Raw genomic sequence first — 21,284 nt, forward strand, 5'->3', positions numbered from 1 at the left:
GACGCCGCGCGACATGCGCCGGCGTCGCGCGCGTGAGCGTCAGCCTGCCGACAACTGCTGCGCGTCGAACCAGTCGAGCAGCCTGCGCGTGACGAACGCGGGATTTTCCAGATTCGAGATGTGGCCGGCATCCGGCACCAGCGCATGGGTGCACCCGATCACGCTCGCCATCTTCACGGTTTCCGACGGCGGGCGCGCCATGTCACCCGCGCCGCACATCAGCAGCGTGCGTTCGGCGTCCAGTTCGGCGAGTGCCGGCAGCGTGTCGGGCCGGCCGAAGATCAGCCGGCCGAGCGGGACGATCGATTGCCGCAACCGGTCGGCCGGCAGGTTCGCCAGCGCGTCACGAAACGCGGACGGCACCGGGCCCGCCAGATTGACGTCCGGCCGGAAGAACAGCGGCACGATCGCATCGAGCAGCGGCGGCGCGATACAACCGGCCGCAGCGATGGCGTCGAGCATTCCGAAGTAACGCAGCCGCGTCGCTTCGGGCTCGGCCTCGAGCGACGCATCCATCAGCACGAGCGCGCGCACGCGCTGCGGTTCGCGCAACGCGAGCCGCGCGCCCCACATGCCGCCGACACTGAGCCCGACCAGCGCGCACTGTTCGATCGCCAGCGCGTCGAGCAGCGCACTCGTCTGCGCGGCGAGATCGTCGAGCGTCTGCGTGCCTTCGGGCAGCGCGCCCGATGCGCCGTGTCCCCACAGGTCCGGCACGATGACACGATACTTGCGCGACAGCGCGTCGATCTGCGGCGCCCACATCGCCGAATCCCACAGATAGCTGTGCCCGAGCAGCACCGGGAACCCGGTACCGTGATCCTGGTAATGCAGGGTGCTGCCATGAATGTTCACTGCGGGCATGTCGTCTCCGGTGTCGGCGCGATCGGCAGCGGCCCGGAACCGGGCGCCGCGGTCGGCGGCGTGCTGCAACGAATGCGAAGCGGCGCATCATCGCACAGGTGGCGGGCGCGGCGTATGACGGTTCGCACATGCGTGCGCGTCGAACCTGCCGCATGACACCGGCAACACACACGCGCGACGGCGTGGCGCGACCGTCCTATCCGACGCGATACATCGGCACCACGTTGCTGCCGCCCGTTTCCTGGTCCGACGCGAGTGGATGACTCGCCTGTTCGAGCAGCCAGTTGGTCAGCACCGCGATATCGAACTCGTTGCATGCATCCGGGTTCTGCACCAGCACGTAGCTGCCCGATGCGACCGTGCAGTGCGGGAACAGCTCGACGAGCCGGCCCTGCTTCAACAGCCCGTCGACCAGCGGCCGCCGCCCGATCGCGATGCCGTGCCCGTCGACCGCGGCCTGCACCAGCTGGTCGTACTGGCTGAAATGCAGCGCGCCGGCGGGTCGCAGGCGCGGCACGCCCAGCTCCTTCAACAGATGGCTCCATCCGTGCCACGGCCACTCGCCGCGCGGATCGTCGAGATGCAGCAGCACGTGCTTGTCGAGATCCTCCGGCTTCATCGACGCGGCGTCGCCCGCCGCCGGCATCAGGCTCGGGCTGCAGACCGCCACGACATGCTCGCGAAACAGCACGTCCGTCTCGTCCGTCGACGTATACGGCCCGGCATATCGCACGGCCAGGTGCAAACGTTTGCGTTTAAGATCTTCAATTTCGCTCGTGGCCGATACGCGTACGTCGATGTCGGGGTAGCTTGCGCGGAACGAACCGAGGCGCGGAATCAGCCACAGTGCCGCGAACGAAACGGTGGTCGACAACGAGATCGCGCGCTGGCCCACACTCGACGACAGCTTGCCGATCACCGATTCCAGGTCGGACAACGCGAACGAGATCGCGTCGTACAGCTCGCGCCCCTTGTCGGTCAGCGTCAGGGAACGAATGTGCCGGTGAAAGAGCTCGATCCGGAGCTGCTCCTCGAGCGCCTTGACCTGGCGACTCACGGCGGATTGCGTGACGTTCAGTTCCTGCCCGGCACGCGTAAAGCTCAAATGACGCGCCGCGCATTCAAAGCCTCTCAGGAAATCCAGCGAAGGCATACTTCTCAATCGCTTTGCCAATCTCACATTAGCCATACCGCCGCCTCAAAGTTGCACCCACCGACAGGCAAGTCGCCGTTCGTCTCCCTGACTCGTTTCTCCTAATTGGATTCGGAAACGATTTTATATTGAAGCATGGATGCGGATCATTCTTATTTTCAATCGTGACACCTGTATTTATCTATCGATTTTCATCGGCCAGATATTCTTACATTACCATTATCAAGTAGTGATTTTGTAAATCAATAAGCAGCTGGAATGGCGCGAAAGATGACCGACAAATTCGCATAAAAACAGGACATTACAGGCACAAATCGACGCTGTGACAACCATGCTGACGCTATAGCAGACGAACGTCCGCATGCCTACAATACAATTTCAATTACCAGACAGTTTTATTCATTTACCGGATTGCGAGAAGAAAACGCACTTCAACATACATGCGGAATACCATTTAAATCCGAGATTTCATGTTTACGAAAACATACTAAACGCATGAAATTGAATTGCGGCATGCAATTCCCGTAAATTGATGAACCAATTATGTCCGGCAATGAATATTCCGCCGCCCGGAAACGGCAACCCGTATGCATGACGCCACCCTGTCGTCCGGAATCGGTTCCGCCCTTTACCGGACGGGATGCGCGTCGCTATACGCTGTCCACCACGCCGTCCGTCACACGGGGCGTTCGCGCGGTCACTTCGCGGCGATAGCGGTTCAGCTCCTGCGCGGTCGTGAACGGGCGCTCGAACAGGATCGACAGGTTGTGCAGGATCCGCTCGACCACCTTCTTTTCCCATTCGCCGTCGAAGCGGATCTGCTCGTCGAGCCAGCGCTCGAGCCATTCCGGATCGGGCAGGCGCGACTGCACGGTGTCGCGCGGGAACAGCGCCTGGTTCACGTGCAGGTTGGTCGGGTGCAGCGGCTTCTCGGTGCGGCGCGCCGACGCCATCAGCACGCCGATCTTCGCGAACGCGGCACGTGCGACGTCGCCGCAGTCGTTCAGCGCCTTCTTCATGTAGCGCAGGTATGCGCCGCCGTGGCGCGCTTCATCGCGCGAGATCGTTTCGTAGATCTGCTTGATGACCGGCTCGGTGTGCCAGTCGGCCGCGCAACGGTACCAGTGGTTCAGGCGGATCTCGCCGCAGAAGTGCAGCATCAGCGTCTCGAGCGGCGGCGCCGGGTCGAATTCGAAGCGCACCGCGTGCAGTTCCGCTTCGGTCGGCACCAGTTCCGGCTTGAAGCGGCGCAGGTATTCCATCAGCACGAGCGAATGTTTCTGCTCTTCGAAGAACCACACGCTCATGAACGCGGAAAAGTCGCTGTCGTGCCGGTTGTCGCGCAGGAACATTTCCGTCGCGGGCAGCGCCGACCATTCGGTGATCGCGTTCATCCGGATCGTCTCGGCCTGCTCGTCGGTGAGCCGCGATGCGTCGAACGTGTCCCACGGAATGTCCGTCTCCATGTCCCAGCGCACCGCTTCCAGCGACCTGAAAAGTTCCGGATAGAGCATCGTCGTCACCGCCGTTGAAAGGCATTCGGGCACGGCACCGGCCCGGTCATGCCGACTGCGTGGACGCCGGCGCCGCCACTTCGGCGTCGGGCGCACGATCGTCCGCGTCGTCGTCCACCGTGCGCGGCGACAGCCTGCCGCGCAGCAGCGCGTAATAGAACTGGCGGTAGGTGCGGTGGTAATAGCGGATACGCGGCCCGATCGCGCCGTGCAGATCATGCAGCCGCTCGATCGGCAGGTTCGGCATCATGTGGTGCTCGACGTGATAGTTGTTGCCGTTCGTGAACCACGTCATGAACGCATTGCTCTCGATCGTCCGCGTGTTGCGGAACGGGTCGGTGCTCGTCAGGTCGCAGCGGTAATGCTCGGGCATCTCGACCAGCGCATGCACGGGCGCGGCCACGAACACGAGCGGCACGACCCACACCCACACGACGAACCACGTGTGCAGCGCGAACGACACGCCGGCCAGCAGCGCGATCGCCGCGACCATCAGCAGGTGATCGCGGCGGATTGCACGCGACACGAGCGGGTTGTCGCCGAAACTGGCGCCCGGCACGACGAGCTTCGCGACGTTCTTCGCGAACTGGATATAGTGCGCGGCCATCGACAGCCGCCACGCCCACAGGCCGAGATTCACGACGGGGCTCGCGCCGTACTGGTCGCCGTAGTCGAAGAACTCCTTGTTCTCGGGCGTGCCGAGCAACCGGTGATGGCGCAGATGGCTGTCCTGGTATGCATGGAACGACACGAGCATCGGCATGCCGAGCAGCACGCCGAACACCATGTTGAGCCGCTTGCTCCTGAATCCCTGGTAATGCAGCGCCTGATGCTGCAGCTCGACCCCGTGCGCGTACATCGCGCCGATCAGCAGGATGCCGACGATCTTCAGGACCACAACCGTCGACAGCGCGAACAGCATGCCGTGCGCGATGAGCGCGACGTAGACCGCGAGCTTCAGCGAGAAGACGACGCCGCTCGGGCGGCTCTTCATGTCTGCAACCGGTTTCTGACGGGCGAGAAGCGATGAGGTGACGGACAAAATGCTCTCCTTGGCCGGACTCTGCCCGGCACGATGACGCGGCGACACTGGCGCGCTGCCGGGTTGCAATTCTTCTGTGAGTCGATGCTTCGGACAAGCGAATTTTCCGAACGCATTGCATGACGCCCGCGCATGAGCGCACCACATCGTGAACTAGACGACCGGTCGAATGCGCACCGACCATTCACCTCGCGCGGGCTCGCACGTATACACACATGGCAGCGCCGAGTGGATGCGTGCTGCTCATGCATAGCCTGCAAATATTCCGTTTGTCGCGTCATGTCGATCCGGCAAGAATCCCCTCACTCGACGAACGGCGCCGCCGGCACCGTGGCGCGAGCGGCCGTGTTCCTCAAGGGGAGAATCCTCGTGACGAAGTGCGCATCCACCATTCATCGCCTCATCGAATCGCTCGAGGACGTCGCGGGCGCCATGCATCGCATGACGTTCGTCGACGACGCCGGCAACGAGGCGAGCATCACGTACCGGCGCTTCGCTGAAGAAGTGTTTCGCCAGGCCGGCGCACTGCGCGAACTCGATGTGCGCGAGAACGACATGGTGATGCTGGCCTTGCCCGCGTCGGTCGAGCATGCGGCCGCGATGATGGCCTGCGTGATGACGGGCGCACTGCCCTGCACCGTGCCCGTTCCCGCGCGTCGCGCCACCACCGGGCGGCAGGTGATCGACGTCGCATGCGAGCTGTACCGGCCGCGCCTCGTCATCGCCGCGGATGCGCAGTCGGCCGTCTGGCGCGACGATGCGTTTCCCGCTTCGTCCACGCGCGTCGTCGATCTCGACACGCTATCGCTCGCCGCGGATGCCGGTGCGCGCGCGCTGATCAGCGCGAAGCATGGCCGCGATCCGCATCACGTCCAGCTCACATCGGGCTCGACGTCGCATCCGAAGGCTGCGGTGCTCAGCCACGAGAACGTGATCGCGAACGTGCTCGGCATCGGCGGGTCGGTGCGCTTCGACCTCGCGGCCGGCGACGGCACCGCGTCGTGGCTGCCGCTCTATCACGACATGGGGCTGCTCACGCTGCTGTCGAACATGCATTACCGTGCGCCGCTGCTGATGATGCAGCCGAACAGCTTCATCCGGAATCCGCTCGGCTGGTTGAAGCGCATCGCGTCGGTGCGTGCCACGACGACATCGGTGCCGACCTTCGCATTGCGCTACTGCGTGCGCCGTTTCAATACCGCCGCGATGGAAGGCGTCGATCTTTCCGCGTGCCGCAACATCTTCATCGGCGGCGAACGTGTGGACGACGCGACGCTGCGCGACTTCGCCGCGACGTTCGCGCCGTATGGTCTCGCGGCATCGGCACTGCAGCCGTGCTACGGGATGGCCGAATCGACGCTCGCGGTATCGATGCATCGTGCGTGGCACGAAGGCACCGTCGACGGCGCGCCGTACGTGATCGCCGACACGCTCGACCGGCGCGCGCTGATCGAGCGCCGCGACGCGCAACCGGCCGCCGCGAACGACGGCGCCGACACCGACACCGACACCGAAACCGTGCTGGCGATGGGCACGCCGATCGAGGGCATGGCGTTCCGGATCCTCGACGACGGCGACCACGCGCTGGCGAATCGCGCGGTCGGCGAAGTCGCGATCCGCGGCACGTCGTTGATGCTCGGCTACCTGAATCCCGACGACGGCTCGATCGCCGCGCCGCTGACGGCCGACGGCTGGTTCCGCACCGGCGACATCGGCTACGTCGCGGATGGCCAGCTCCATATCCTCGGGCGCAAGAAGGAAGTCATCATCATTCGCGGCAGCAACTACTTCCCGCACGAAATCGAGGAAGCGCTGGCCTCCCATCGCACGCTGCGCAAGAGCACCTGCATCGCGTTCGGGCTGCCCGATCCCGAGACGGGCACCGAGCGGCTGGTCGTCGCGATCGAGGCGCGGCCCGTCGATGCGACGCCGCAGACGCGCGCCGAGTGCCAGCAGCTGCTCGCCTCGCGGATCGGCTTCGCCGCGCAGGATCTGTGTTTCGTCGAGCCCGGCTCGCTGCCGCGCACGACGAGCGGCAAGCTGCAGCGCCTGAAGTGCCGCGACCTCTATGCGACCGGCGCGCTGCCCTTGATCCACGCGGCGGCGGCCGCCGAAGCCGGCCAGGGAGCGTACGCATGACGACCGCCACGCTCACGCCGGTGCTCGAACTGCGCGACGTCTCGCGCGTGTACGAGGGCGCGGGCCGCGTCGTCGCGGTGCGCGGCGCGACGATCTCGATCGGCCCGCGCGACGTCGTCGCGCTCGTCGGCCCGTCGGGCAGCGGCAAGAGCACGCTGCTCAACCTGGCCGGCTTTCTCGACGTGCCGAGCACCGGCGAGCGCTGGCTCGAAGGCCGCCGGATCGACGACGCGCCGGACACGCTCGAACGGATTCGCCGCGAGCGCATCGGCTTCGTGTTCCAGCAGTTCAACCTGATTCCGGTGATGTCGGCGCTCGAAAACGTCGAGCTCGGCTGCTTCGCGTGGGGCACGCCGCGCACGCGGCGCGAGCGCGCCCGCGCGATGCTCGACGCGGTGGGGCTCGCCGCGCGCGAACGTCATCGTCCTGGCGAGTTGTCCGGCGGCGAGCAGCAACGGGTCGCGCTGGCCCGCGCACTCGCGAAGGAGCCGGCGATCGTGATCGCGGACGAACCGACCGCCAGCCTCGATAGCACCAACGCACGGGCGGTGGCCGAACTGATCCTCGACACCAACCGCACGCTGGGCACCGCCTTTCTGATTGCGTCGCACGACGATCGTCTGTGCGCCCACCTGCCGCGTCGCATCGAGATGCGCGACGGCGTACCGGGAGTGAATCGTGAACTGGTCGACGTTTGCGTGGCGTAACCTCTGGCGCAACAAGCGCCGCACCGTGCTGACGATGGCGATGATCGGCGTCGCCGCGTTCGCGTCGAGCCTTGCGCTCGGCTACGTGATCGCGACCTTCGATGCGGTGCGCGAAGGATCGATCGACAGCGGCGTCGGCCACGTGCAGGTGCTGCACCACGGCTATCTCGACCTGATCGGCGAGCGTCCGCTGCAGTACGGGCTGACCGCCGACGAACAGGCCACCGCCAAGCACGCGATCGCGGCACTGCCCGGCGTCGCGACCACGGCGCGCGGCATCGACTTCGACGGGCTGATCTCGAACGGCGATCTCAGCTACGGCTTCGTCGGCGAAGGCATCGAGCCGAACCGCGAGCCGCCAGGCTTCTTCGACTATCACACGGTGCTGTCGGGCCGCTACCTGTCGCCGACGAATCCCGGCACCGAAGTCGTCGTCGGCGCCGAACTCGCGCGCAAGCTCGGCGTGCACGTCGGCTCGGTCGTGCAGCTGATGGCGTCGACCGCGCACGGCGGCATCAACGCGACCGACGCGCAGATCGTCGGCGTGATGAGCACCGGCAACAAGGACGTCGACGAACGGATCGTCAACGTGACGTTCACGGCCGCGCAGGCGCTGCTGCGCACCGACCGCGCGTCGCGCCTCGCGGTGTTCCTGTCGGACACCGCGCGCACGCCGGCCGCCGCCGCGACGTTGCGTGCCGCGCTGCCGACGCTCGACGTGAAGACCTGGGACCAGTTGGTGTCGCTCTATCACCAGGTCGTCGCGCTGTACAAGAACCAGTTCTCGGTGTTCGGCGCGATTCTCTGCCTGACGATCCTGCTGTCGATGAGCAACTGGATCCTGATGAGCATCGTCGAGCGCCGCCGCGAGATCTCGACACTGCGTGCGCTCGGCGTGCCGGCGGCGACGGTGCGCGGGGTGCTGATCCAGGAGACCGCCTTCCTCGGCCTGCTGGGCGCCGCCGCCGGCATCGCGGTGGCGCTGCTGACGATGGTCGCGCTCAATCACGCACAGATCCACCTGCCCCCGCCGCCGGGGCGCGTGAAGTCGATCCTGCTCGAATTCACGGTCTCGCCGGCCGCCGTGGCCGCCGTCGAAGGCGCGTTCGTCGTGCTCGGGGTGGCCGCCGCGCTGCTCGCGACGCTCGGGCTCGCCAAACGCAACATCCTCGAAGGACTCGCCCCATGATTCGCATTCGCCACCTGGCCGCCGCGCTCGTCGCGTGCGCGCCGCTCGTTCATGCCGCCGACGCCCCGACGGCCCAGACCATGCTCGCCCGTGCCGACGCATATCGCAGCACGGCCGCCGATACGCAGACGAACATCCAGATCACGAACGAAGTCGGCGGGCAGTCCGGCGACGCGACGCGCTACCTCGTCTATACGCGCGGCAACGGCGACACGCTCGCGCTGACGCGCGGCGGCGAGAACGACGGCCAGAAATACCTCGCGACGACGCGCGGCCACTGGTTCTACGTGCCGAACACGCGCAGCGCGGTCCGCATCAACGGGATGCAGCGGCTGCAGGGCGAGGTCGTGATCAGCGACATCACGCGCACGCACTGGGCGGACAGCTATCACGCATCGGCCGCGCCGGGCGCGACGACGATCGCCGGCAAGCCGGCCACCGAGCTCGACCTGACCGCGACCGATCCCGACAACGTCTACCCGACGATCAAGCTGTGGGTCACGCCCGACACCGACGTGCCGGTGCGCGCGCAGTTCTTCCTCGCGAGCGGCCTGCTGTTCCGCAGCGCCGACTTCTCCGCGCCGGTCGATGCGAACGGGCGCAAGGTGATCCGCAAGATCACGTATCGCAACGAGATCGAAAAGCAGCGCGCGAGCGTCGTCGACATCCTCGACGGCCAGCCGCGCAAGATTCCGTCGGGCTGGTTCAATCCCGACACGCTCGCCGATGGCCAGTGACAACAACGCCCATGTCGACGCCCATCGTGACCGCCGCCTTCCATCATCCGGCCGACGCTGGCCCGCCGCCGCGCTCGCCGTCCCGCTTGCGCTCGGCTGCACGCTCGCGCACGGAGAATCGCTGATGGAACAGTTGAGCACGCTGAACGGCATCGCGTACGCACGCACCGTCGACAGCATGGACGGACACGCGCTGTTAGGAAACCTGATCGGCGACCAGCCGCGCAACCTGCAGGAAGCGGGCCTGCTCGCGCGCATCGACGGCGAGAACCTGTTCATGAACGCACGTGCCGTGGCCAGCAATCACTCGCTCGGCGCGCAGGCCACCCGCTTCAACGAGGCCGGCGTGCGCTACGCGTTCGACAACGGCATCACGCTCACGGCCGGCAAGCGGATCGATCCGCTCGACACGTCGCAGGCGTTCTTTCCGCTCGGCTTCTTCCAGAAGCGCGCCGCGACGGCCGACATCTACGACCGCTACGGCGATGTCGAAGGCACGCCGCTCGTCGAAGCGAAATGGGCCGGCGAACAGACCACGCTGCAGTTCATCGCCGGGGAAAACCGCACGCTGCGCAGCGACGTCGACAACCGCGACGTGCAGGGCGCGACGCAGTTCGTGCGCGGCGCGTACAACTGGTCGGGCGGTTCCGCCGCGTTACTCGCCGGCCGGCATGCGGGCCACGGCGGCGCCGGCGCGACGCTGTCGTTCGACGTCGCGCGCTCGAACACCGTCTATGCGAGCGCGTGGTTCGAACGCGGCACGACGCGGCCGCTGCCGGCCTTCATCGCGAACGGCACGCCGCTCGATTCGCCGGCCGCGTACGACGCCGTCGATCGCCGCAACGATCGCCAGTTCATGTGGCGCAGCGCCGTCGGCATGCAGAGCGCACTGCCCGGCAACTTCTCGCTGATCGTCGAGTGGTCGCACGACGAGGCGCGCTACGACGCGAACCAGTGGCGCCAGATGGTCGGCGCGGTCCGCGCGAACAACGCGCTGCTGCCCGTCGGGCCTGGCGCGGCGCTGGCCGGCCTCGGCGGCACGGCCAATTTCGTGAGCGTCGACGGCAACCTGCGCGACTACCTGTTCGCACGGCTCGGCAAGAAGATCGGCCGCGTCGAGTATTCGCTGCGCGGCGTCTATTCGCCGCAGGACAAGGGCCTGCTCGCGATCGCGCAGGTCGTCGCCGACGTGAACAAGCGCGTGAGCGTCGATGTCGCGGTCACCCGCGCGTTCTCCGACAGCAACGCCGAGTACCGGATGGTCGGTCTCGGCACCCGTATCGACGCCGCCGTGCGCGTGCGCTTCTGACAGGAACCCTGCCCCATGTCCACGCTTTCCGCTCCCGCTTCGTCCGCCGACCCGCTCGCGACCGCGCCGCTGCTGCTGCGCGTGGCCGACCAGGCCGCGTATCCGGTGCTGCGCCACTTCGACACGATCGCGTCGCTCGGCACGCCGCCGCGCGCGGCGGCCCGGCTCGTCGAAGCCGCTGCCGTGCGGTTGCTCGACAGCGAGATGGTGATCGCGCTGCATGCCGCCACGCCGGACGTGCTGCCCGATTCGTCCGCGTCGACGCCGCTGCGGCACGACGAGGCGCCGCTCACCGAAGCACTGCTCGAACAGATCGGCCGTGAAGGGTTTCATCACCTGTTCAAACCGTTCATGCGCGCGTTCATCCGCATCATGTTCGGGCTGTTCTTCTCCGATGACCAGAACCGTCGCGCGTGCGACTGCATCGACAGCGGCCACAACTTCGCGTTCCTGATGAGCGACGGCGGCGGTCCGACGCTCGCCGCATGGCGCACGGTCGTGCGCAGCGACGACAACGGCCTCGCGCTCACCGTCGACAAGGTATGGGGCATCGAGGCGCATCGCGACTGCATGGCGGTGGTCGCCGCGCGGCTGCCGGGCGTGATGTTCCCGGCCGCCTACCTCGTGTGGCCCGACGAGTACCGCAAGCTGAAGCGCACGACCTGCGGCGCGCCGTTCCTCGCCGGCAACCTCCAGCTCGCGAACGTCGGCGGCCAGGCGCGCGTCCATGCCGAGGATCGCCTGCGGATCGGCGGCCCGACCGTGTTCAACAAGTACCTGACCGTCGTGCGCCCCTACTTCGTCCGCGCGCTGATGGCGCACGTCGGCTGGCTCGCGCAAACGGGCCGCGTCGAACTCGACGCCGACGCGCGTGCCGTCCACCAGTTCATCACGGACGCCGCACGCAGCCAGACCGACGACGCGCACTACAGCTTCGGCAAGGTGCAGCGCGTGCTCGCGATCAAGCTGCTGTCGAACGAATTCCTGACCGCGCTCGTGCGCGACGGCAGGGTGGCGACTTTCGACGACCAGCGCGACCTGCTGGCGTTTTCGAAGATGGAAGGCAGTTCGTACCGTTGTTATCACGAGCTTCGCAAGAGCCTGCGCTGCGAAGCCGGCAGTTGACCCACGCGACAGGCCGATCGATCCCGATCAACCCACTTCATTATCAGGAGCTCCTCTCATGACGACCCAGAACGTTCCGGCCGACGCGCTCGACATCCTGTCCCGCGAAGTCGCGAAGATCCTCAACGTCGAAACCGTCGACACGGACGCCGGCATCGGCGAACTCGGCATCGATTCGCTGAACATCGTCGAGCTGATCGTGTTCTGCGAACAGCTTTACGGTTCGATCGACCCGGAAGCGCTGAACATCACGCAGTACACGACGCTGCAGCAGCTCGACGCGCAGCTGCGCCGCCAGCAGCACGCCGCCTGACACGACGATGCTCGCGCCCCTTGCGACCGCGGCGGCCGCCGCCGCCCAGCCGGCCCCGGCCACTGCGCTGACCGTGCAGGCGCTCGCGTACCGGCGCGTCGCGCCGTCGCGCGACGGCGCGGCCGTGCCGCTCGACGACACGACCCGCGCGATCGGCACGCTCGCGTGCGCCGAACGCGAGCGGCTGTGCGGCGCGGTCGGCGCGGACGACTACGTGGTCAGCTCGACGATCCTGTCGATGCTGCTGATGAACGATTCGCCGCAGCATCGCGTGTTCGCGCAGGCACTGGCCGGCGCGAACGACTACACGCCCGACTGGATGACCTGCTCGTACGAATGCGCGGGCTGGGGCTACGTGCTGCGCCGCTCGCTCGCGACCGCGGCCGAAACCGGACCGCGCACGCTGCTGCTGCAGATCGTCGACATCGACGTGCACGGCTTCACGTACTGGCACGGCAACCCCGCCTGGGGTCGCTCGGGCTTCGGCGTGTGCTCGCTGCTCGTCGACGTCGGCCGCGAAGCGTCACCGTCGGCGCCGTCGGTGCTGGCCGAGGCCGCGCCGCCGGCCAGCGCGGTCGTGCGGCTGGGCCGCGACATCCGCACGTTCTGCGCGGCCCGCCCCGGCTTGCAGGCGGCGCTGCCGTTCTTCCCGGCGACATCGCGCCGTGCGCTGCTCGCGTCCGTCGGCAAGACGCCGCTGCTGCCGGACGGTCACGGGCTGTTCGGCCACGCATTCGGCAGCGATCCGTGGCTGTCGGTGCTGCTCGCGCATCGCGACGGCGACACGCCGCGCCGCGCGGCCGTCTGCTCGCTCGCGCTGAACGGCTATTACGCGATCGCCGACGTCGCGTTCGCGCCGGACGCGACGTTCTCTCTCGACGACGAGGCGTGACATGGTGCGACCCGTTCACTTCACCTACCGGATCGAGCGCGACGCGCGGCAGCCGGTCGCGGTCGCCGCGAGCGCGTACCGGATGCCGCTCGACACGCCGGCCGACTATGCGCGTGCCGCCCTCGCGGAAACGGCCGGCAACGTGTACGACGCCAGCGATGCGCTCGCCGGCGATCGCCGCGTGTTGCTAGACCACGTCCAGTACTTCGCATTCCTCGCAGAAGTCACCACGCGGATCCGCGACGACGTGCATCCGGACGCACGCGTGTTCATCGAAGTCTGCGCGCCGTATTTCGGCGCGCTGCCGGCCGAACTGCTCGCGCCGCACGTGCTGCTCGGCGTGCACCTGTACGACGAAGCGTTGCGCGACGCCGCGCGCGGCGCACCGGTCGTGTGGATCGGCGACCGGATCCTGCGCGACGCGGAGTTCGCCGGCGACAACCGCGTGTGCTGCGCGATCTGGCCGGCGCGGCTCGCCGACGCCTTCGATGCGCAGCTGCGCGGCGCCTGGCCGTCGTATGCGATCCGCCTCGACCCGCACCCGGCCGCCCCGCGCGCCGCCGCCACGACGCTTACCGATTCCGCCCATCATTCCGGCGCCGCCGCGCGGCCGGGGAGACCCTGAAATGACTGACACGCTCACCGTTATGCAGGACACGGCCGACATCCGCTGGTCGATGCCCGTCGACGCCCTGATGTCGAACGACTACGCACTGCGCGAAGAGGCGCTGAACCGGTTGTACGAAAAGGCGAAGGCCGCGCAGTGGGACGTCGCGACCGACGTCGACTGGAGCCACGACCTCGATCCGGCGAACCCGCTCGGCATGCCCGACCCGACGCTGCTGATCTACGGCACCGAGCTGTGGGGCAAGCTTTCGGAGGCCGACAAGCGCGAGGTGCGCCATCACGCACAGGGCTGGCTGCTGTCGCAGATCCTGCACGGCGAGCAGGCCGCGCTGATCTGCGCATCGAAGCTCGCATCGGCCGAGAACGGCCTGAGCGCGCGGCTGTGCGCGGCCGCGCAGATGATGGACGAAGCGCGCCACGTCGAGGCGTACGCGAAGCTCGTCAACGAAAAGCTCGACGTCAGCTACCCGATGAGCCGCTCGCTGAAGGGGCTGCTGCACGACACGATCACGAGCAGCGCGCTCGACATGACGAACCTCGGGATGCAGGTGCTCGTCGAGGGCATCGCGCTGTCGATCTTCCAGAGCGTGGTCGCGTACAGCACCGATCCGTTCATCAAGGACCTGTTCGTGCGGATCCAGCGCGACGAATCGCGCCACTTCGCGGTCGGCCGGATCACGCTGTGCCGCGTGTATGCGGAGATGAGCGCGGTCGAACTGCGCGAGCGCGAGGAGTTCGTCTGCGAAGGGGCGGCCGTGCTGTACGAGCACCTGTGCGCGGATGACATCTGGGAACCGATGGGGCTGTCGAAGCGCGAATGCAGCGCGATGGTGCGCGAATCGCCGGTCTCCAGCTCGATCCGCCGCTCGATCTTCCGGCGCCTGGTGCCGACGATCCGCGAGATGGGCCTGCTCACGCCGACCGTGCAGGCGACCTTCGAAAAACTCGACGTCCTCGACTACGCGGCGATGCCGCTCAACTGAACCATGACGACGACCTCCTCCCAAGCGTCACGCGATTTCTGGATCGGCATCGACGCGGTGGCCTACGAGTTGCCGGGCCTGCCCGTCGATATCGAGGCCTGGGCCGCCGAGCGCGACTATCCCGCGCAACGGGCCGCGGCGATCGCGCACTCGGGCAGCCGCTATTTCCACATGGCGCTCGACACGAGCGAGACCGATCTCGCGATCGCGGCGGCCGGCCGCCTGCTCGACACCGCGCGCGTGCATCCGTCCGACATCGGCGCGATCGTGCACGTGCACACGCAGCAGTTCAGCGTGCCGCCCGCGCCGCGCAGCCTGCCGCACGAGCTGGCCGCGCAGCTCGGCATCGAACCGCTGTGGCTCGGCTCGGTTGCACAGCTGAACTGCGTGTCGGTCGCGGCCGGCATCGAGACGGTGCGCGCGCTGATGCGCCGCTATCCGCAGCTCGACGCGGCGCTCGTCGTGTCGTCCGACCGCGTGTACGGCGAGGACTACCGGATGCGGCAGATGACGGGCGTGCAGTGCGACGGCGCGGCCGCGATGCTGATCGCGCGCAACAGCACGAAGAACCGGCTCGGCGGCATCGCGATCGAGACGCATGCGAAATGGCATCGCGGCTCGGATACCGTCGCCGCGAACGAGGCCGACCTGATCATGATGGAGTGGCCGTACACCCGTAAGGCGATCGACGCGGCGGTCGCACTCGAGCCGCACGCGCTCGACGCGTACGAACTCGTGCTGCCGCACAACGCCGACCTGCCGGGCTGGAACGCGCTGTGCCGCGCGATGCGCGTGCCGGCCGAGCGGCTCTATGCGGAAAACATCCATGCGCGCGGCCATGCGTGCTGTTCGGACTTTCCGATCAACCTGGCCGACGTCGGGCTCGACGCGGTCGCGCGCGGCCAGCGCGTGCTCGGCGTGATGCAGTCGAACTGCGGCGCGTACGCGGCCGCCACGCTCCATCCGGTGGACCGCCATGACGCCTGAGCGCCCGCTTCCGCCCGCCGGCGACCACGCGTGGATCGCCGACCTGCGCACGCCGTGCTACGTGTACGAGCCGGAAGTCGCGATCGCGCGCTACCGGTCGCTGAAGGCGCGGCTCGGCACGCGGCTGATCGTGTCGCTGAAGGCGAACCCGAACCAGGACATGCTCGCGCGCTGCGCGCATGCGTACGAGGACGGTGTCGAACTCGCGAGCCGTGGCGAACTCGATGCGGTGATCGGCCGGATCAAGACGCCGCGCTACCTGAACAACCCGTCGATGGACGAGATGTTCATGCGCGCCGGGCTCGCGTCGCGCTGCCATTTCGTGCTCGACAACCCGGACGCGGTCGCGCGCTTCGTGCCGCTGGCGCGCGAGGCGGCGGCCGGCGGCAGCACGCCGGGCGCCGTACTGCTGCGCGTGAATGCCGGCGCGCTGGCCGGCGACGATGCGCGCGCGCTATGGCACGACCACTTCGGGATGACGCCGAACGAGGCGCACGACGCGGTGCGCACGCTCTCCGCTGCCGGTTTGCCGGTGGCCGGGCTGCACGTGTTCTCCGGCCCGCATTCGTTCATCCGCCAGGACGCGACGCAACCCGACACGCTCGTGCTGCCCGAGCGGCTCGCGGCGCTCGCCCGCGATCTCGCGCCCGCCAACGGCGCGCCGCTCGCGTCGCTGAGCCTCGGCGGCGGCTTTGCCGACGATCACCCGGCCGATGCCGCGTTCGAGCGCTATGCCGCCGCGCTCGCGCCGCTGGCCGGCCAGTACTCGCTCGCGCATGAATCCGGCCGCGCGATCTTCGCCGATGCGGGCGTGTTCGCGACGCGCGTCGTCGCGGTCAAGACGTGGCAGGACCGCACGATCGCCGTCTGCGACGGCGGGCTGTCGCATGCGTTCCTGCTCGCGCAGACCGAATCGGTGATGCGCCGGCTGGCCGCGCCGTCGCTCGTGCGCCGCGCTGCGGCGCCGCCGGTACGCGGCGTGCCGACGATCTATGTCGGCAGCACCTGCAGCCGCGCGGACGTGATCGGCCGCGACGACACAAGCGCGCCGCCGCAGGTCGGCGACATCGCGGTGTTCGCACGCTGCGGCGCGTATCACCGCACGTACTCGATGGCGGATTTCCTGTCCCACGAAGCCGCGCACGTGTACGTGCGGCCCGCCTAGACCCACCTGAGAGAGGAGCCGATCATGAACGCCCTGATCAGCGTCGCCGACCTGCTCGAACACGGCGCCGCGCGCTGGCCGCAACATCCCGCGTATGCCGACGGCGGCGGCACGATAACTTACGAACAGCTCGCGCGCGCGGTCCGCCGCGCCGCCGCCGCGCTCGCGTCGCGCGGTGTGCAGCCCGGCGAGCGCGTCGCCATCTACGCGCCGAAGCGCATCGAAACCGTGGTCGCGATGCTGGCGGCCAACGCACTCGGCGCGATCTTCGTGCCGGTCAATCCGCAGTTGAAGGAAGCACAGATCGAACACATCGTCGCCGACAGCGGCGCGGCGCTGTTCATGACCGGCGCGCAGCGGTTGAAGCGCCTGCCGGCGCTCGCCGCGCTCGTCGGCGAACGCGCGATGCTGATCGAGGAACTGGCCGACGCGATCCACGCGCCCGGCACCGACACACCGGCACCGGCCCCCGCCGGCCGGCCGGTGGACGACGATCCCGCCGCGCTGCTCTACACGTCCGGCTCGACCGGCAAGCCGAAAGGCGTGGTCGTGTCGCATCGCAACCTCGTGTCGGGCGCATTCAGCGTCGCCGCGTACCAGGGGCTGGCCGACGACGACGTCGTGCTCGGCGTGCTGCCGCTCAGCTTCGACGCGGGCCTGAGCCAGCTCACGACCGCGCTGGCGTCCGGCGCGTGTTACGCGCCGCTCGACTTCCTGCAGCCCGCCGAAGTGCCGCGCCATTGCGATGCGTTCGGCGTGACGTCGATCACCGGCGTGCCGCCGTTGTGGATGCAGCTCGCGTCCGCCGGCTGGAGCGACACGGCGCGCACGCGGATCCGCCGCTTCGCGAACACCGGCGGCCATCTCGCGACGCCGCTGCTGCACCGCCTGCAGGCGCTGTTCACGAACGCCGCGCCGTACCTGATGTACGGGCTGACCGAGGCATTCCGCTCGACGTACCTGCCGCCGGCCGACGCCGCGCTGCGCCCGACGTCGATCGGCAAGGCGGTACCGAACGCCGAAATCCTCGTGCTGCGCGCGGACGGCAGCGAATGTGCGGCCGACGAACCCGGCGAACTCGTGCATCGCGGCGCGTTCGTCACGCTCGGCTACTGGAACCGGCCCGAGCTGACCGCGCAGCGCTTTCGCGCGCTGCCGCGCCGGCACGGCGAGATCCCGCGCCCCGACGTCGCCGTGTGGTCCGGCGACATCGTGCGGCGCGACGCGGACGGCTACCTGTATTTCGTCGCGCGCGGCGACGACATGATCAAGACATCCGGCTATCGCGTGAGCCCGACCGAGGTCGAGGACGTGCTGTTCGCGCTGCCCCATATCCGCGAGGCGGCGGTATTCGGCGTGCCGCACGCATCGCTCGGCGAGGCGATCGCCGCGTGTGTCGTCTCGACACTCGACGCCGACGCGTGCCGCGCCGACATCGCGCGCGCCTGCCGCGACGCATTGCCGACCTACATGTGCCCGCTCGTCGTCGAGCCGCTGCCGGCTTTGCCGCGCAACCCGAACGGCAAGATCGACCGCCCCGCGCTGAAAAACCAGTATCGCGACGCGTTCGCGCACACGAACGAGGAGACCGCAGCATGACCCTGTCGACGCTCGATGAAACCTGCCTCGGCGCGCGCCGCGTCGCCGAGCCCGGCACGCTGGCCCTGTCGGGCGGCGTCGTGGTGCTGCCGCCGTCGGTCGTGTTCAGCGCGATCCAGGCGCAGGAACGCCATCCCGGCTACCGGCACCTGCTGCTGCCGCAGGCGCGCTTTGCGCGGCCGCGCGGGATGGGTGCGTTGACGCCCGACGAAGGCACGCGCCTCGCGCCGGGCGGCCGGCCCACGCTGCGGGTCGCGCCGCCCGGGCGCAGCCTCGCCGATCTCGCCGCCGACGCGGCCCTCGACCTGCGCGACCAGCTCGGCTCCGGGCAGCTGGCCCGCACGACCCACGTGATCGTCGCAAGCTGCGCGCTCAACGAAGGTATCGGCGATTCGGTCGTCGGCCGCATGCAGTACGAACTGGGCCTGCAACGCGTGACGCCGTTCGCGCTCGGCCAGAACGGCACGCTCGGCTGGTATTCGGCGCTGATGCTGCTCGACGGGCTGCTCGACGAAGGCGACCAGGCGCTCGTGATCCTCAGCGACAAGTGGCTCTACCCGTTCTTCCGCCAGTTCGGCGACCTGGTCGGCTACGGCGACGCGGCCGCCGCGCTGCTCGTGTCGCGGGCGGGCCCGGCGCCCGAGCCGGCCGATTGGGGCGGCGTGCGGTCCGTTGCGATGGAATTCGGGCCGTCGATCGCCGATCCGTGGGCCGACGCGCCGGGCACATTGCGCGACACGCTCGCGCCGGTCGCCGCGCGTGCGATCCGCCGCGCGCTCGACCTGGCCGGGCTGCGCGCCGGCGAGATCGACTGGTGCGTACCGCCCGGCTTCGATCCCGGCTTCGCGGCGCGCGTGGCCGACGCCGCGTCGATCCCGGTCGCCGCCCGCATCCAGCATGAAGCGGCCGGCCACCTGTCGTCGGCCGAATCGGCGGCCGCGCTGATCCGGCTCGCCGGCGCGCTCGACGAAGGCGAACGCCGCACGGTGCTCGTGTGGGATGCGGCACTGCATGGCGCGGCGGCGGCGGCCGTCGTCGACCTCGCCGGCGGCCTCGATGCCGCGCTCGATATCGAAGGAGACGCGTGATGAGCGCCTACAAGGTGAGCCTGCGCGAACTGCGCTTCTTTCTGTGGGAACTGTTCGAGGCCGACCGGCGATTCCTGGCGGAACACGGCCTTTACGGCACGCACGACCGCGCGGCGATCGACGCACTGCTCGAACGCGCGCGCGACTTCGCGCTCGACCTCGGCCGCAGCTACCAGCAGGCGGACGTCGAGGGCTGCACGCTGCTCGACGACGGCCAGGTGCGCATCCCGTCGCATTTCCACGCGCTGTGGGCGCGGTTTCGCGACGAATGGTCGAACACGCTGTTCGGCACCGCGCACGGGCTGCCGCCGATCGTCACGCAGATGATCTACGAGATGTTCATGGGCGCGAACCCGTCGTTCATGACGTACGGCGGCTTCACGCGCCCCGCGATCAAGCTGCTGCAGATGCACGGCACGCCGCACCAGAAGACGCTAATCACGCCGCTCGAGGCGTACCGCTGGGATGCCTGTTTCTGCGCGACCGAACTGCAGGCCGGCACCGACCTCACCGCGGTCGCGCTGCGCGCGACGCCGCTCGAGCGCGACATCTACGCGATCGACGGCGAGAAGGTCTACATCTCGGCCGGCATGCACGAGCTGACCGAGAACACGCTGTATTTCGTGCTCGGCCGCATCGATACCGCGTCACCGGACTCGTTCTCGCTGTCGTGCCTCGTCGTGCCGCGCTTCTGGCCGGACGAGGAAACGGGCGAGCTGCAGTCGAACCATGTCGATTGCATCGGCCTGCCGCGCAAGATGGGGCTCAAGGGCTGCGCGAACACGCACCTCGTGTTCGGGTCGAACGGCACGACCAAGGGCTGGCTGCTCGGCGGCCGGCGCAACGTCGGCTTGCTGCAATTGATGCCGCTGATGAACCAGGCGCGGATGAGCACCGGGATGTTCGGCGTCGGCGTCGCGTCGAGCGCGTACCTGCATGCGGTCGAGTATGCGGGCCGCCGGCTGCAGGGCCGGCCGATCGAGCGCGCGTCGAACACCAACGCCGCGCGCGTCGCGATCGTCGAGCACGCGGACGTACAGCGCATGCTGGTCGACATGAAGAGCCGCGTCGACGGCTGTCGCGGCCTGCTCGGCAAGCTCGCCGCGACCGCCACGCGCGCGGCGATGCTCGAAGCGACGCCCGATGCCGACCCGGCCGAGATCGAGCGCCACCGCAAGCTCCAGCTGCTGCTGACGCCGATCTGCAAGGCGTTCATCTCCGACCAGGCATGGCGGATTTGCGAAACCGCGATCCAGGTGCACGGTGGGCTCGGCTATACCGATGCGAGCCCGGTCGAGCAGAACGCGCGCGACGTGAAGATCCTGTCGATCTGGGAAGGCACGAACTACATCCAGGCGCAGGACCTCGTGCGCGACAAGCTCGGCTTCGGCCGCCATTCTCGGCTGATCCAGTACTACCGCGACGAACTCGACGTGTTCCTCGCGCGCCAGCATCACACCGGCACGCATGCGGAGCTGCGCCCGCTGTTCGATGCGCTGCGCACGGGCGCCGACCGGATCGCCGCCGCGCTCGACGACATCGCGCGCGACGTGCAGGACGGTCACACGCACCGCAGCAGCCAGTTCTACACGCGCTTTCTCGAGATGTTCGGCGTCGTCACGTCGGCGTGGGTGCTGCTCGAATCGGCGACGATCGCCGCGCGCCGGCTCGACGCGCCGGACACCGCCGATACGCCGGCCGAACTCGCGTTCTATCGCGGCAAGCTGAAAAGCGCGCGCTACTACTTCGCGAACGTGTTGCCGGTGGTCGACCAGCACGCGGCCGTGATCGCCGCGATGGCGCATGCGGCGATCAGTGTCAGCAGCGAAGAACTCGCGCAGGTGGAATGAC

Annotated in this window: 19 protein-coding genes; 15 read left to right on the forward strand and 4 right to left on the reverse strand. The window is 68.3% G+C overall.

The annotated features are described in order from the left end of the window. Positions 1 to 39: 39 nt before the first annotated feature. The 4 genes from CFB50_RS33855 to CFB50_RS33870 all read right to left on the reverse strand — a co-directional run bounded on the left by CFB50_RS33855 (position 40) and on the right by CFB50_RS33870 (position 4,525). Positions 40 to 864, reverse strand: coding sequence for an alpha/beta fold hydrolase (locus CFB50_RS33855; protein ID WP_089448816.1), 825 nt, complete (start codon positions 862 to 864; stop codon positions 40 to 42). A gap of 196 nt (positions 865 to 1,060) precedes the next feature. Continuing rightward, a complete protein-coding gene (locus CFB50_RS33860; RefSeq protein ID WP_069249705.1) occupies positions 1,061 to 2,053 on the reverse strand; it encodes a LysR substrate-binding domain-containing protein in 993 nt (330 codons plus the stop codon). A 614-nt stretch (positions 2,054 to 2,667) separates the two neighbouring features. Then, positions 2,668 to 3,540, reverse strand: a complete 873-nt coding sequence (locus tag CFB50_RS33865) for a ferritin (RefSeq protein WP_089448817.1) — start codon at positions 3,538 to 3,540, stop codon at positions 2,668 to 2,670. A 37-nt stretch (positions 3,541 to 3,577) separates the two neighbouring features. Next, positions 3,578 to 4,525, reverse strand: coding sequence for a fatty acid desaturase family protein (locus CFB50_RS33870; RefSeq protein ID WP_089448818.1), 948 nt, complete (start codon positions 4,523 to 4,525; stop codon positions 3,578 to 3,580). Positions 4,526 to 4,942: 417 nt separating this feature from the next. On the opposite strand from CFB50_RS33870, the gene CFB50_RS33880 reads away from it, so the two are divergent. Genes CFB50_RS33880 through CFB50_RS33950 form a run of 15 tightly spaced genes read left to right on the forward strand, consistent with a single transcriptional unit; the run spans position 4,943 to position 21,283 of the window. Then, complete coding sequence (locus tag CFB50_RS33880) at positions 4,943 to 6,712, forward strand: fatty acyl-AMP ligase (protein ID WP_306427294.1); 1,770 nt, start codon at positions 4,943 to 4,945, stop codon at positions 6,710 to 6,712. Beyond that, positions 6,709 to 7,419 carry an ABC transporter ATP-binding protein gene (locus tag CFB50_RS33885; RefSeq protein WP_069249709.1) on the forward strand — a complete coding sequence of 237 codons (711 nt, stop codon included), beginning with the start codon at positions 6,709 to 6,711 and terminating at the stop codon, positions 7,417 to 7,419. Before CFB50_RS33880 ends, CFB50_RS33885 begins: the two co-directional genes overlap by 4 nt. Continuing rightward, positions 7,391 to 8,608, forward strand: a complete 1,218-nt coding sequence (locus CFB50_RS33890; protein ID WP_089448820.1) for an ABC transporter permease — start codon at positions 7,391 to 7,393, stop codon at positions 8,606 to 8,608. Before CFB50_RS33885 ends, CFB50_RS33890 begins: the two co-directional genes overlap by 29 nt. Further along, positions 8,605 to 9,345: an outer membrane lipoprotein-sorting protein gene (locus CFB50_RS33895; protein WP_089448821.1), complete on the forward strand. Its 741-nt coding sequence runs from the start codon at positions 8,605 to 8,607 to the stop codon at positions 9,343 to 9,345. Before CFB50_RS33890 ends, CFB50_RS33895 begins: the two co-directional genes overlap by 4 nt. Continuing rightward, positions 9,335 to 10,654 carry a hypothetical protein gene (locus CFB50_RS33900; protein ID WP_089448822.1) on the forward strand — a complete coding sequence of 440 codons (1,320 nt, stop codon included), beginning with the start codon at positions 9,335 to 9,337 and terminating at the stop codon, positions 10,652 to 10,654. The genes CFB50_RS33895 and CFB50_RS33900 overlap by 11 nt, the downstream gene beginning before the upstream one ends. 15 nt (positions 10,655 to 10,669) lie before the next feature. After that, positions 10,670 to 11,779, forward strand: coding sequence for a hypothetical protein (locus tag CFB50_RS33905; RefSeq protein ID WP_089448823.1), 1,110 nt, complete (start codon positions 10,670 to 10,672; stop codon positions 11,777 to 11,779). Positions 11,780 to 11,837: 58 nt separating this feature from the next. Beyond that, entirely contained in the window at positions 11,838 to 12,092 is a 255-nt protein-coding gene (locus CFB50_RS33910) for an acyl carrier protein (RefSeq protein ID WP_011350104.1), read from the forward strand. Positions 12,093 to 12,099: 7 nt separating this feature from the next. Further along, the gene (locus tag CFB50_RS33915) at positions 12,100 to 12,984 is read left to right on the forward strand and encodes a hypothetical protein (protein ID WP_089448824.1); all 885 of its coding nucleotides are present in this window, start codon (positions 12,100 to 12,102) and stop codon (positions 12,982 to 12,984) included. A gap of 1 nt (position 12,985) precedes the next feature. Beyond that, a complete protein-coding gene (locus CFB50_RS33920) occupies positions 12,986 to 13,609 on the forward strand; it encodes a hypothetical protein (RefSeq protein WP_089448825.1) in 624 nt (207 codons plus the stop codon). Position 13,610: 1 nt separating this feature from the next. Further along, the gene (locus tag CFB50_RS33925; RefSeq protein WP_179254267.1) at positions 13,611 to 14,594 is read left to right on the forward strand and encodes a ferritin-like domain-containing protein; all 984 of its coding nucleotides are present in this window, start codon (positions 13,611 to 13,613) and stop codon (positions 14,592 to 14,594) included. Positions 14,595 to 14,597: 3 nt separating this feature from the next. After that, complete coding sequence (locus CFB50_RS33930) at positions 14,598 to 15,581, forward strand: ketoacyl-ACP synthase III family protein (RefSeq protein ID WP_089448826.1); 984 nt, start codon at positions 14,598 to 14,600, stop codon at positions 15,579 to 15,581. After that, positions 15,571 to 16,746, forward strand: coding sequence for a PLP-dependent decarboxylase (locus CFB50_RS33935; protein ID WP_089448827.1), 1,176 nt, complete (start codon positions 15,571 to 15,573; stop codon positions 16,744 to 16,746). The genes CFB50_RS33930 and CFB50_RS33935 overlap by 11 nt, the downstream gene beginning before the upstream one ends. 24 nt (positions 16,747 to 16,770) lie before the next feature. After that, the gene (locus tag CFB50_RS33940; RefSeq protein WP_089448828.1) at positions 16,771 to 18,345 is read left to right on the forward strand and encodes an acyl-CoA ligase (AMP-forming), exosortase A system-associated; all 1,575 of its coding nucleotides are present in this window, start codon (positions 16,771 to 16,773) and stop codon (positions 18,343 to 18,345) included. Further along, complete coding sequence (locus CFB50_RS33945; RefSeq protein ID WP_069249720.1) at positions 18,342 to 19,433, forward strand: hypothetical protein; 1,092 nt, start codon at positions 18,342 to 18,344, stop codon at positions 19,431 to 19,433. The genes CFB50_RS33940 and CFB50_RS33945 overlap by 4 nt, the downstream gene beginning before the upstream one ends. After that, positions 19,433 to 21,283: an acyl-CoA dehydrogenase gene (locus CFB50_RS33950; protein ID WP_179254268.1), complete on the forward strand. Its 1,851-nt coding sequence runs from the start codon at positions 19,433 to 19,435 to the stop codon at positions 21,281 to 21,283. Before CFB50_RS33945 ends, CFB50_RS33950 begins: the two co-directional genes overlap by 1 nt. The last annotated feature ends 1 nt before the right edge of the window (position 21,284 follow it).

Source organism: Burkholderia sp. AU33423, from assembly GCF_002223135.1.
GTDB lineage: Bacteria > Pseudomonadota > Gammaproteobacteria > Burkholderiales > Burkholderiaceae > Burkholderia > Burkholderia lata_D.